The following is a 12,881-nucleotide window of genomic DNA, read 5'->3' as shown; positions in this document are numbered from 1 at the left end:
AATGTTTTCTCAGTTCTTTATTCGTCGGCCGATCTTTGCATCCGTGCTGTCGATACTCATCTTCATCGGTGGTGCATTGTCTGTATGGCAACTGCCTATCACTGAGTACCCTGAGGTTGTTCCTCCGACTGTCGTTGTAACAGCGACTTACCCCGGTGCGAACCCGAAAGTTATTGCGGATACCGTCGCATCTCCCCTCGAAGAAGAGATTAACGGCGTAGAAGACATGCTGTATATGTCTTCTCAAGCGACTTCAGATGGCGTGATGACGTTAACTGTCACCTTCGCCATTGGTGCCGACGTAGACAAAGCGCAAACCCTAGTTCAAAGCCGTGTTGATCGTGCCCTACCTCGTTTGCCTGAAACCGTTCAAAAACTTGGTGTTGTGACGGAAAAGTCATCCCCTGACTTAACCATGGTCGTTCACTTGGTGTCGCCAGATGAGCGCTATGATCTACTTTATCTTGCGAACTACGCAGCGCTTACTGTTAAGGATGAATTAGCACGAATTGAAGGTGTGGGCGCCGTTCGACTGTTTGGTGGTGGCGAATACAGCATGCGTATCTGGCTTGATCCAAACAAGGTCGCAAGCCTAGACCTCAACCCTAGTGAAGTCATTTCTGCGATTCGCGAGCAGAACCAACAAGCTGCAGCAGGTAGCCTTGGTGCTCAACCAAGTGGTTCGTCAGACTTCCAACTGCTTATTAATGTTAAAGGACGTTTAAGCGAAGTTGAAGAGTTCGAGAACATCATCATCAAGGTTGGTGAAGATGGTCAGATCAACCGTTTGAAGGATGTCGCTCGTATTGAATTAGGTGCCGAAACCTATTCACTTCGTTCACTACTTGATAACCAAGACGCAGTTGCCATTCCAATCTTCCAAGCTTCTGGCTCAAACGCGATTCAGATTTCTGACGACGTAAGAGCGAAAATGGAAGAGCTGTCAGCAAGCTTCCCTCAAGGTGTAAGCTACGAGATTGTGTATGACCCAACGGTATTCGTTCGTGGTTCTATTGAAGCGGTAGTGCAAACACTGCTTGAAGCGGTATTGCTTGTTGTACTAGTTGTTGTTCTGTTTTTGCAAACTTGGCGCGCATCGATCATCCCATTAGTTGCGGTTCCAGTTTCGCTAGTTGGTACATTCGCTTTCATGTACTTAATGGGCTTCTCTTTAAATGCTCTTTCACTGTTTGGCTTAGTACTCGCTATCGGTATCGTTGTTGATGATGCGATCGTAGTGGTGGAAAACGTCGAGCGAAACATCGAAGAAGGTCTTGCTCCAATCGCAGCGACTGAAAAAGCGATGCGAGAGGTTACAGGCCCAATTGTTGCGACTACCTTGGTACTCGCTGCGGTATTCATCCCGACAGCGTTTATGTCTGGCTTAACGGGTCAGTTCTATAAACAGTTTGCGTTGACCATCACTATCTCGACGTTTATTTCAGCTATTAACTCACTGACTTTGAGCCCTGCTCTTTCTGCCCTATTGTTACGTGGTCACGACCAACCAAAAGATTGGCTAACTCGTGCAATGGATGGTTTGTTTGGGCGCTTCGTATTTACCCCATTCAATAAGCTATTTAACAAAGGCTCTGTTGCTTACGGTTACGCAGTGAAGAAGAGCATTCGACTTGGTGCACTGATTGGTATGATGTATGTTGGTTTGCTTGGCTTAACTGCTTATCAGTTCGATCAGACTCCTATGGGTTACGTTCCGGGTCAAGACAAACAATACTTGGTTGCATTCGCACAATTGCCAGATGCGGCTTCACTTGAGCGTACCGATGCGGTTATCCGTGAGATGTCTGAGATTGCGTTGGCACAACCGGGTGTTGAACACTCAGTAGCCTTCCCAGGTTTGAGCATTAACGGGTTCACAAATAGTCCAAATAGCGGCATCGTGTTTACTCCGCTGGCTGATTTCGAAGAACGTCAAGATCCGAGTCTTAGCGCAAATGCGATTGCAGGTCAGCTGAACCAAAAATTTGCTTCTATCCCTGATGCATTCATCGCGATCTTCCCACCACCACCGGTTCAAGGTCTGGGTACGATTGGCGGTTTCCGTTTGCAGATCCAAGATAGAGCGAACCACGGTTACGATGCGTTATACGGTGTCACCCAACAGGTAATCATGAAAGCATGGGCTCACCCGGCACTAACTGGTGTGTTCTCGAGCTATCAAGTGAATGTTCCTCAGTTAGACCTCGATGTTGACCGTACAAAAGCACTCAAGCAAGACCTGTCATTAGACGATGTTTTCTCTACCCTGCAATCCTACATGGGGAGCACGTACGTCAATGATATCAACCGCTTTGGTCGCACATACCAAGTAAACGTTCAGGCCGACGAAAAATTCCGCCAAACACCAGAGCAGATTCGCCAACTAGAGGTTCGAAATGCGAACGGTGAAATGATTCCTTTGGGCGCGTTTGTGGATGTGAATTACAGTGCTGGTCCTGATCGTGTGATGCACTACAACGCTTACACCACAGCAGAAATCAATGGTAGCCCTATGCCAGGTTTCAGCTCAGGTGAAGCGCAAGCGGCGATTGAGCAGATCCTTGCAGAAACACTACCGATTGGTATGACCTACGAATGGACAGAGCTGACCTACCAACAGAAGTTGGCCGGTGATACAGCTATGTTGATCTACCCACTGGTTATTTTGTTGGTATTCCTTGTACTTGCTGCGCAATACGAAAGTGTACGCCTGCCAATGGCGATCATCTTAATCATTCCTATGACGCTTTTATCTGCGATCAGCGGTGTGATTCTATGGGGTAGCGATAACAATATCTTCACTCAAATTGGTCTAATCGTACTGGTTGGCTTGGCAACTAAAAACGCCATCCTAATCGTAGAATTTGCCAAAGAGTTGCAAGATAAAGGTCGCACGGTGATGGAGGCGGTTCTTGAAGCATCACGCTTACGTCTTCGCCCAATCTTGATGACGTCGGTTGCCTTCATCATGGGTGTGGTTCCAATGGTGTTCTCTACCGGTGCCGGTGCTGAAATGAGGCAAGCAATGGGTATCGCTGTTTTCTCTGGCATGATTGGTGTAACCATATTCGGCCTGCTACTCACACCACTGTTCTACTACGTATTGGCTAAACGTACGCCTAAAGAGCAGAGTGATAACACCGAACAAGTTGCACTAGAGCCGATTAACGAATCCACTGTCTAATCCTTTAATTTTGAGTGATTAGAAAGGCAGCCCGTGCTATTTGGGGCTGCCTTTTTTTGATCTATGGTTTGATAGAACTACCTTGAGCGGCGATTTAAAGACTGACAAAGTAAACCTTATTCATATAACGAGGACAAGGTGAACTATGTCATGATAAGTAGTTGTAGTTAAGCATGTACCAAAGTCTTCAAAGAGCTGGGAACAATGATCTTGTGTACCGGAGCCACGAAGAACATATAAGCTTTACCCCAACGGTTGTGTACATGAACTACTGTCGTTGCATGTACAGTGGCCTTCTCCCTTTGAGGATCCAATAAAAATGACACTCTCACGTCCAGATGCTTGTCACTATCTTCCAACACGATCTCGTTGTTTGTATTGCTCACCAAAGTAAAAATACCAAGGCGATCGCCAACCTTAAGGTTATCTGGATCTATATCCATCGCGGCATCTTGTAGCCGACCTAAGTGTTTTAATCCAAACATCGACACGACCCGATTTCTCATGGCCATCAAGAAGGAGATCCAATTAGGTGTTTGTTTCGCTATTTCAAGGTAAACATCGAGGGCTGTTTGGCCTTTGTTGATTACTTCACATGAAAAGTTATCTGCGAAATATGCACCTTTCGCATAACTAAACAACGCAGAGTTTTGAGGGATTTCCATATATGTTCCTGCAAGGTGTAGTGGAATCTTTGTTAAATCAATTCTACAAGTATTCTCCTACTACAGACATGCACTGTTTGACAGTACGTTCTTTTTCTCCGACGGGTGCTACATAATGAATGGCTGACTCAGCGTCATGCTTACCTGATAATTTACAGATAACCCATGTAACCAAGTATTTGGAAGACAAGCAACCACCTGCAGTCGCAACATTTCCCTTGGCATAAAACGGCTGGTCAAGCACAGAAACACCGGAGTCAATTACCCAAGGTTTCGTGGTTAAGTCGGTACATGCAGGTACTTCATCCAATAAGCCTAGAACAGACATCAGCAGAGTACCAGAGCATTGCCCTCCAATTAACTGCTTGTCTGGATTCAGTTTTAATCTTGATAGTATGTTCTCATCACGCGCAATATCACGTGTCAGAGCGCCACTGCCAAACAATACGACGTCGGCTCGATTTGCAAACTCTAGAGGTTGTTGAGATTGGATGGTAACGCCATTCATTGAGGTAACGTAATGAGAGGGACTCGTAATTTGTACATTCCACCCTGCGTCTTTCATCCGATTTAGAATGCCGGATGCGATAAACGAATCTAATTCATTAAACCCGTCAAAAGTGAGTATTGCAATATCCATATTTTTACCTGCTTGGTTGGTATGTACAGGTAAGTGGATATCGCATTTCTATTAGTTGATGTTCTCCTACAATCTCTACTTCCCGCACAAAGCTAAAGCCAAATCTTTCATAATATTTTCGAAGGTAACTATGAGCATGAATCTCAGTCAAATTTACACCCTGCTTTTCAGCATAATCAACCAACGCTTTCACAATTTCTGATGCAATACCTTGACCACGGTAAGCTTCTAGTACGGCAACTCGCGCCATCACCGACGAACCATCAGAGTGAATTAATAGTCGTGCTGTTGCTATCGCTTGGTTGTTGTCCATAACAAGAGCATGCATTGAAGTATTATCTAGACCATCGAAATCCAGTTCATTCGGAATACTCTGCTCAACGCTAAACACCTGAAATCGTATAGCCTGAGCTCGTTCGATAATCTCAGGAGACGTTCCAATGATCACTTCCATATAATTTTTCCTTTTAAGCAACTAAAAGCCTTCTTGGGCATGAGTCGTACTAATCCGTCTATTATTGTTGTACGCGCAACTTGTTTACAAAAGTATCCGTATTTTGAGGACTTGTTATTCTAAGGAGTATACACCTTGCTATGAAGCGAAATACTTGGCGAAGCTGAGTTAAACATAACAAATCTTGACTATTTCTACATGACCTAACCTTCAATCAAATAAGATTTCAGTTTTTCTCTGAGCCAGATATTTGAGGGGCTCTTCTTATCTCGGTTATGGACGAAGAGTTGGTACTTTATTGGGAATGTTGAGAATGGCATCGGTATTATTTGCAGTCCTAGCTTATCAGCAAGTTCATTGACCAAACTTCTTGTCATTGAAGCAATACAATCGCTACTCGATACCATCGACATTTGCCAAATAAGGGATGTGCATTCAGCAGCAACCTTTCTCTCTTTCAGGCTGACTTCTGTGAAATAGTCCGCTAAATACGCCTGCTCTCGACGCAACTTAAGCGTTATATGCTTCTCACGATAGAATTCATCTTGGGATATTGAACCTGTGATCCTCGGGTGACCTTTTCTCGCAATAATGCACATCTCGTCATCGAATAACGGCTCTGTAAAGAATGAGCTGGATGTGTGGTTTGAGAACTCAATTGCGAGATCAGCCTGCCTCTGGTTGAGGTCATCCATCAATTGTTCTTCATTAGAGCGCGTAGGATGAAGCTCAATCGTAACGTTACCCAACTGATTATCGGCTTCAATTTTCGTCATTAGTCTTAGCATCACTGGTTCCGATGTATACACCACAAATTTATGAGGCGTCTCAGTATTAAACTCTTCCAAGTTTTCCAGCGCATTATTAATTTGTATTAACGCTGGCTCGACTTGACGAATCAGCTCTTGCGCTTGTCTTGTTGGTGCTATCCCTCTACCAGAACGAATGAAAAGCTGACAGCCTACTTGTTGTTGCAATCGCTTGAGCAAACCACTGACACCGGGTTGAGTCATCCCCATTTCATCTGCAGCGAGCGTGATCGATTGGTGGCGATAAACCGCGGAAAACACTCTAAGTAGGTTTAAATCGAATTTCTCTAACATAGTTCATTACATAACAAATTGTGATGTTTATAATCCATATTCGTTTATGTATTCTTATGTGTCAATCCTCTAAATTTGTCTCATACCAACTTGAGAGACAAAACGAGGTTCTCTATGAAAACGACTCTAAACCGTTCTGTACTATCCCTAGCTATCATCGTTTGTTTCAGCGCGACGGCCGACAACGAATATGAATCAATCGAGACATACAAAGGTAAGCCTGCAACGGAACATACCATTGCAGCCAACAATGCACTGGCTGAAACACTGCCTTGGCAAGATACCTCAGCATTTGAGCGTTCAGAGCGAGGACTCATCGCAGCGTTTGGTGACCATCGTGTAGGTGAGCTGCGTAATCGCATGTCTCACATGAACGTAGATAGCATTCGAGAAGACCGCCCGGATACCGTTAATCCGTCTATCTGGCGCCAAGGTCAAATGAACTATGCCTCTGGCGGCCTTTATCAAGTTACGGATGGTGTCTATCAAATTCGCGGTGCCGACCTCTCAAACATGACAATCTACCGCACTGACAACGGCTACCTTATCCACGATCCACTGCTGCATGATGAAGTCGCAGAAGCAGCTTGGAACTTCGCGAAACAACACCTACCAGCGGTCAACGGCGAACATAAGATCACCGGTATGATCTATTCACACACTCACGCCGACCACTTTGGTGGTTCAAGAGGCATCATTAACACGGGCGACTTTGTAGAAGGTGCCCCAGTTATTGTCCCTGGCGACTTCATCAAAGAGATGGCAGACGAAAACATCATGGCGGGTAACGCGATGTCACGTCGCGCACAATATCAATACGGCCAGTCTTTAGAAAATGACGCCACAGGTATTGTAGACAACGCTCTGGGTATGGGGTTTGGTAAGGGAGCGGTAACCTTAGTAACACCAACAACAGAAATTGTTGAACGCGAAGAAACACGCGTCATCGATGGCTTAGAGGTTCACTTTATCAATATGCCCGGTGCTGAAGCGCCCGTTGAAATCGTAAACTACGTACCCGCGTACCGTTCATTGAATACCGCCGAACTCACTTACGACGGACAGCACAATATATACACATTCCGCGGCGCAAAAGTACGTGACTCGTTGGCTTGGTCTAAGTACCTAACTGAACTTAAGATGCGTTTCGTAGACTCTGGTCTTGTGGATAACATCCATTCTGCCCATTCCGCTCCGGTTTGGAACAACCCAGAAACCGAAGAGAATGAAATCGGCCACTACATGGAAATGCAACGTGATAACTATAGCTGGCTGCACAACAACTCGGTGCGCTTAGCTAACCATGGTGTGAAAATTGGCGATGTTGGTCGTTCAATTGAAGAGATCGTGCCAGAGTCACAGAAACAAAACTGGGCATCACGTGGCTATCATGGTTCGTACAGCCACAATGCTCGAGCGATTGTAAACTTGTACTTAGGTTATCTCGATCTGAACCCAGTCAATATAAACCCACTTAAGTCAGTCGATAAATCTTGCACTTACGTGAACGCTGGTGGGGCAGATAATTTCTATAAGTCGGCTAAAGCTCACTTTGATTCAGGTAACTATCAGGAAGCCGGTCAGCTATTGAATGACTTAGTACTGTGTGAGCCAACTAATATCGAATACCGTGAATTATTGGCTGACGCATTTGAACAACAAGGCTATCAGTCTGAAACGATGGCATGGCGTAACGCGTACTTGCAAGGTGCGGTGGAACTTCGTACGAATGAAATCGGAGAGTCTTTAAAGACAGCCTCTGAGGACGTTATTGCAAACACACCGACAACAAACTTCTTGGACTTGGTAGGTGTGCAGCTAAATGGGCCAAAGGCTGAGACTGCAGACTTGAACTTTAACATGGGGATTTATCACCCTGATATTGAAGAGCGCCATTACATCGAAGTTTCTAATGCTACCTTCTCTCACCTACCAGTAACTGAGTTGGGTTTAGAGAGTTCTATCCCAACATTGGATACAGAAATCATTATTCACAAAGCCGATTTAACCAAAGTGATTACTGGCGAGACGACACTTGAAGCATTATTTGAGAGTGGTCAGGCTGGCATACGTGGTGATGCGAAGAATCTAAAAGACTTAGCGAGTTCTCTAGATAAATTCGACATGAAGTTCGATATTCTTCCGCTAAATCGTTAGTAATAAGTTGCTAATAAAGAAAATAAAAGAGTCGCAGTGCGGCTCTTTTGTATTCTTTAGAGGTAGGAAGAAAGGTGCTTTAAATCGCCGATCTCTCATGTAAAGACAGAACTGCGCGCCGTTAGTAATGCCCGACTTCAATTGCAGCTTCATCGAAGATCGTTTGTAAACGCTGAGCATAGTTTTCTAGCACTTCAATACGCTCTTGTCGTGTTTTACGTGCAGGCCCAAATACTTTCTGTGGAGCGAGAACCGAAAACCCAGTGAATTCGAACACGCCACGATGTATTGGTCTTAAAATCGCGTCTAAGTCACCATTCCAGCCGTCTTTCTCGTATAGCTCTTCTGGCCCGCCCATCGTCACGCTCACCATGGCTTTCTTTCCTTTGAAGACACCGTTCTCGTAAAATCGGCCCCCGCCATACACTCTACCCATAGCAAATACACGATCCACCCAACCTTTAAGCGCTGCAGGCATACCGAACCACCACAGTGGAAATTGGAAGATGACCAAGTCGCACCACTCAAGTTTTTGTATCTCTTGTTCTAGGTCCGGTGAAAAGCTTTGATTCTCCGACGCATACACCTCTTCGAGTTGTTGTTTGAAAAACTCAGAATCCATTTCACTATTGAAGTTATGACGCCCAGAGACTGGATTAAAATTCATCACATGTAAGTCTGATGTTTTCACTTTATGCCCAGCCGACTCTAAGGCTTCTACCGAACGGCGAAACATAGCGCCATTAAAGCTTTGTGGCTTTGGATGCCAGTAAACAACAAGTACGTTCATTATTTGCTCTCCAACAGTTTCACTATAACGATATTTTTGTGCAAGCATTAAAGGTGTCTTCCCGTCGAAGGCACTAGATCAGTTTTTGCGCTGACACCAAATAAAGCATAGACCGTCTTTATCGAACTTAATGACGTTTAGTATCGAACTTTTACTTGGGTAATTGGTAGCGAGTACTTCGACCACCGCCCGTTTTCACTAAACACTTTTGCTCAACCAGTGTGGTTAAGTGACGAGTTGCCGTTGGTTTACTCACCTTGGCGACTTTATGATACTGAGATGTGTTTATGCCATCCTCAAAGTCACCATCAAGCATGCGATTGAGCACTTTAACTTGTTCTTCCACCAGCTTAGTTTGATCGACATGACGCCAAAAGTTGGTCTTGAATACCGTTTGATCGATCTCTCTTAACACCTCACCGAACGTCTCATTAAGTGTATTGAAAAACCAAACAAGCCACGGAGTAATATCCAGAGCCCCTTTCTGGGTTTGTTCTAGAATATCGTAGTAGCTTTTACGATTGGCCAATATACCTACAGACATGGCATAAAAACGTACCGATTGCTGCTCTGCCTGTGCAAGGGCAAGGTCGGTAAGAAGACGAGTAATTCGACCATTTCCATCGTCAAGGGGATGCAGAGTCACAAACCACAAATGAGTGATTGCGGCTCTTATTAAAGGGTCGAGCGATATCTCTTCTCTGGAATCGTTGAACCACTGGATGAATTGGTTTAGCTCAGCATCAAGTACATCACGACTTGGCGCTTCAAAGTGAACGGTTGGCCTGTCTATTCTGCCGGAAACCACCTGCATTGGCGTGTCACCTCGTAGTTGACCGCCAATAACCGGGTTGAACATGGTGTAGCCTTCAGGAAAAAGTCTGTCGTGCCAGTGTAGAATCCGGTCCAGTGTTAACGGCGTGTTCAGGTTTTCAACAGCATCAACCATGATTTCCGCCAAACCATCCGTCTGTTCGGTGGTCGGGAATGGCCTTTCTTCCGATAAACCCAGTTTATTCGCCAATGAAGAACGCACTGAAAAAGCATTCAGCTTCTCTCCCTCTATGGCACTTGAATGAAGGATATTGGCAAGCAAGGTATCTAACATGCTCTCAGTCTGATCTTGAGAGTGGCTAAACATTTTTCCCAATAGGATCCCTTGGTTGAGACGCGTACGCCTTACCATTGGTTCTATAATATTGTTGTCCCAGTCAAACTGTGGCCAATTCGTTTGTTGCCAGATCCACATACCCATGCCTTGATTCGAAAAATTACCATAACCAAATCACATTATGATTTGTTTATACCACATAATCAAATCACAAAGTGATTAGATTAATGCCATTATTCATCTCATCAACGCCAACCCAACCACCTAAATGAAAAATGCCACCCTCTTAAGGTGGCATATCATTCAATCAATTACCGCTCGACACTAACTTAATCATCACTCTAGTTCCGTGACTATCGATTCACATGTTTAGTTCGTAAGTGGTTTACCTGCAGCTTCGATTACCTTCTTACCAGGTTTAACTATCAGCCCTATACCAATAAGGAAAAGAACACAGGCAACAACTTGCGCGGTACTTAGCATTTCATCGTACATGTAGTACCCAGATATCAAAGCAAAAACAGGTACCAACAGAGTCATCGGTGCGGTCGTGCTCAATGGGTATCGGATCAATAAGCGATTCCAAACCCAGTAACCAAACAGTGTGGTTGGATAGGCTTGGAACAGAACAGCAATCGTCGTATTCATATCCCACACTTCAAATGCTTCTGTCACGATGTTTGGTCCGTAAATACTCACCGCAAACATAACCAATGGAATGGGTGCGAATAACATTCCCCATACGTTGAACGCAAAGGCTTGAGTGGTTTTAGACGCTTTAACGATCATCCCCATAATGGTCCAGCAAGTCGCCGCTATCATGATGAAGATACCGCCTTGTAACGTCACATTACCGTTGGTTGCAGAAACGAGAACCATCAGTGCAATGAGTGCTGTTATCGCACCAACAACTTTTCTTTTCGATGCCGCCTCCTTATGAATGAATACCCCTACAGCCATGCTGATGAGCGCATTTGACGATAGCAAAACCGATGACATACCAGATGATAAGCCTGCTGTAATTGACCATGACGCCATGCCCCAGATACCAACACCAAAAACCAATCCGTAACTAAACAGATAGCGCCATGCAACGTTCGGCCTGCGAATGAAAAAAATCGCTGGAATCACCGCCAACGTGAATCGCGCCGCCGTCGCTAATAGAGGGTGGACCTCCGTGATACCCATTTTGATCATCGAAAAGTTGAAGCCCCAAATTGCCATCACAAAAATTGCCAAAAATAAATCGTTTCTAACCATAAACTGCCCTCCTTCTTCTTTGAAAAAGAGTATCAATCAAGTACAGTTTCCAGTACAGATACAGTTTTTAACAAAAAAATAAGTACAGTTGGCATCTATGAGTCTTTACAAAACATTGGCGAGTCAGTTTGTTCAGGAAATTGAAGACGGGAAATTAAGCGAAGGGAGTCGTATGCCCTCTTTGCGACAATTAGCGAAACAGCAAGCCGTTAGCATGTCGACTGCGGTCAGTTGCTATCAAGAATTGGAGTCTCAGGGTTTTATCCACTCTCGTCCACAAGCGGGCTACTATATCTCTGCGCGTAGTAAAAAACACAACACACCACAGTGGACGCAGTTTGTTAGTAAAGTCTCTCAAGTACACCAAAACTTCTCAATTCACTCTCTTTACAATGGGCCACTTGGTGTATCGAGCACGACAATTGATGACACCGCATTACTGGAGCTCGAACGTAGCTTTCGTCGGTCGAGCAAGCGACTAGGCAGTCGACTGAATCATTACCCTCACACTCAAGGCGACCCGTCATTGTGTGATGCTTTGAGCGTTCATTTTTCGAAGTTGGGGATTCATATCAACCCACAAGACCTCGTCATTACATCTGGTTGTATGCCCGCGATTAAGGCTGCCCTTGAAGCATGTACCCAAGTTGGCGATGCTATAGCCATCAGCTCTCCGTGTTTTAGTGGGATATTGGATCTACTGGGGAAAATGGGAAGGCGCATTGTTGAGATCCCGTCAATCGATGAAGGAATCGATCTTTCACAGCTTGAATTACATTTACAACAGGGGAGCATAAAGGCTGGCATCTTTTGTACGTCGCATATGAATCCACAAGGTATCACTATGTCCGCTCAGCAAAAGCAAAAACTTGCCGAGCTTGCCAATCATTACCAAGTGCCGATGATCGAAGACGACGTATATTTAGAGCTATCTTATTCAGAGCATACCCCTTTACCAGCTAAGTATTATGATTCAAATGGCTACATACTTTGGTGCGGTTCGATTTCTAAAAGCTTATCGCCAAGCTATCGTCTTGGTTGGTGTCTACCGGGTCGCTATACCGACAGCTATCGCCAACAACATTCTGCATCATGTTTTGGTGTGTCACTCCCTATTCAACTCGCAGTGGCTGACTTCATTGAATCAGGCAACTACGCCAAGCAATTAAAGCGCCGTAGAACGAAGCTACTTAGTTTACGGCAGTCTTATCTCAACTATTTATCCGAGCGTTTGCCAAGCGGGGTGAACATAAGCCAACCGCAAGGAGGAATGGTACTGTGGTTACAAGTTCCAAAACTCAACCTCGAAAAGTTCACCAAGTTAATTGAAAAACATAAAATCGACATTCGATTAGGTCAGCTATTTAGCACACTCCCACTCTACAACGATTGTTTTAGGATCAATATCGGTTTCGACCTAACTGAAGATGTGAAAAGGGAAATAGACTTATTGGCGGATACGATCAGGGATTCTGTCTAGCTACAGATGTCACGCGGTTATTTATTGTTTGCCCTGG

General features: G+C 44.8%; 10 protein-coding genes. 3 read left to right on the top strand and 7 right to left on the bottom strand.

What is annotated here, in order from left to right:
- Position 1 precedes the first annotated feature (1 nt).
- Complete coding sequence (locus vsple_RS20525) at positions 2-3,184, top strand: efflux RND transporter permease subunit (protein WP_261884261.1); 3,183 nt, start codon at positions 2-4, stop codon at positions 3,182-3,184.
- 167 nt (positions 3,185-3,351) lie between these two features.
- On the opposite strand, the gene vsple_RS20520 is transcribed toward vsple_RS20525, so the two are convergent.
- The 4 genes from vsple_RS20520 to vsple_RS20505 all read right to left on the bottom strand — a co-directional run bounded on the left by vsple_RS20520 (position 3,352) and on the right by vsple_RS20505 (position 6,046).
- On the bottom strand, positions 3,352-3,849 hold the full coding sequence (locus vsple_RS20520) for a DUF2867 domain-containing protein (protein ID WP_261884260.1): 498 nt from the start codon (positions 3,847-3,849) through the stop codon (positions 3,352-3,354).
- Positions 3,850-3,892: 43 nt separating this feature from the next.
- Positions 3,893-4,489: a DJ-1/PfpI family protein gene (locus vsple_RS20515; protein ID WP_261884259.1), complete on the bottom strand. Its 597-nt coding sequence runs from the start codon at positions 4,487-4,489 to the stop codon at positions 3,893-3,895.
- A 4-nt stretch (positions 4,490-4,493) separates the two neighbouring features.
- Positions 4,494-4,943, bottom strand: a complete 450-nt coding sequence (locus vsple_RS20510) for a GNAT family N-acetyltransferase (RefSeq protein ID WP_261884258.1) — start codon at positions 4,941-4,943, stop codon at positions 4,494-4,496.
- 203 nt (positions 4,944-5,146) lie between these two features.
- Positions 5,147-6,046 carry a LysR family transcriptional regulator gene (locus tag vsple_RS20505; RefSeq protein ID WP_261884257.1) on the bottom strand — a complete coding sequence of 300 codons (900 nt, stop codon included), beginning with the start codon at positions 6,044-6,046 and terminating at the stop codon, positions 5,147-5,149.
- A gap of 114 nt (positions 6,047-6,160) precedes the next feature.
- Between vsple_RS20505 and vsple_RS20500 the strand changes: the two genes are divergently transcribed.
- Positions 6,161-8,203 carry an alkyl/aryl-sulfatase gene (locus vsple_RS20500; RefSeq protein ID WP_261884256.1) on the top strand — a complete coding sequence of 681 codons (2,043 nt, stop codon included), beginning with the start codon at positions 6,161-6,163 and terminating at the stop codon, positions 8,201-8,203.
- Between the two features lie 121 nt (positions 8,204-8,324).
- Here the strand turns inward: vsple_RS20500 and vsple_RS20495 are convergent, their stop codons facing one another.
- From vsple_RS20495 to vsple_RS20485, 3 genes are all read right to left on the bottom strand, one after another.
- The gene (locus tag vsple_RS20495) at positions 8,325-8,993 is read right to left on the bottom strand and encodes an NAD(P)H-dependent oxidoreductase (RefSeq protein ID WP_261884255.1); all 669 of its coding nucleotides are present in this window, start codon (positions 8,991-8,993) and stop codon (positions 8,325-8,327) included.
- Positions 8,994-9,144: 151 nt separating this feature from the next.
- Positions 9,145-10,242: a Fic family protein gene (locus vsple_RS20490; RefSeq protein ID WP_261884254.1), complete on the bottom strand. Its 1,098-nt coding sequence runs from the start codon at positions 10,240-10,242 to the stop codon at positions 9,145-9,147.
- Between the two features lie 231 nt (positions 10,243-10,473).
- The gene (locus tag vsple_RS20485; protein WP_261884253.1) at positions 10,474-11,364 is read right to left on the bottom strand and encodes an EamA family transporter; all 891 of its coding nucleotides are present in this window, start codon (positions 11,362-11,364) and stop codon (positions 10,474-10,476) included.
- A gap of 97 nt (positions 11,365-11,461) precedes the next feature.
- On the opposite strand from vsple_RS20485, the gene vsple_RS20480 reads away from it, so the two are divergent.
- Complete coding sequence (locus tag vsple_RS20480) at positions 11,462-12,844, top strand: aminotransferase-like domain-containing protein (RefSeq protein WP_261884252.1); 1,383 nt, start codon at positions 11,462-11,464, stop codon at positions 12,842-12,844.
- The last annotated feature ends 37 nt before the right edge of the window (positions 12,845-12,881 follow it).

Source organism: Vibrio pelagius (assembly GCF_024347575.1).
Classification (GTDB): Bacteria; Pseudomonadota; Gammaproteobacteria; order Enterobacterales; family Vibrionaceae; genus Vibrio; species Vibrio pelagius.
The sequence above is the reverse complement of the archived record's forward strand: the minus strand, read 5'-3'. Positions and strand labels throughout refer to the sequence as shown.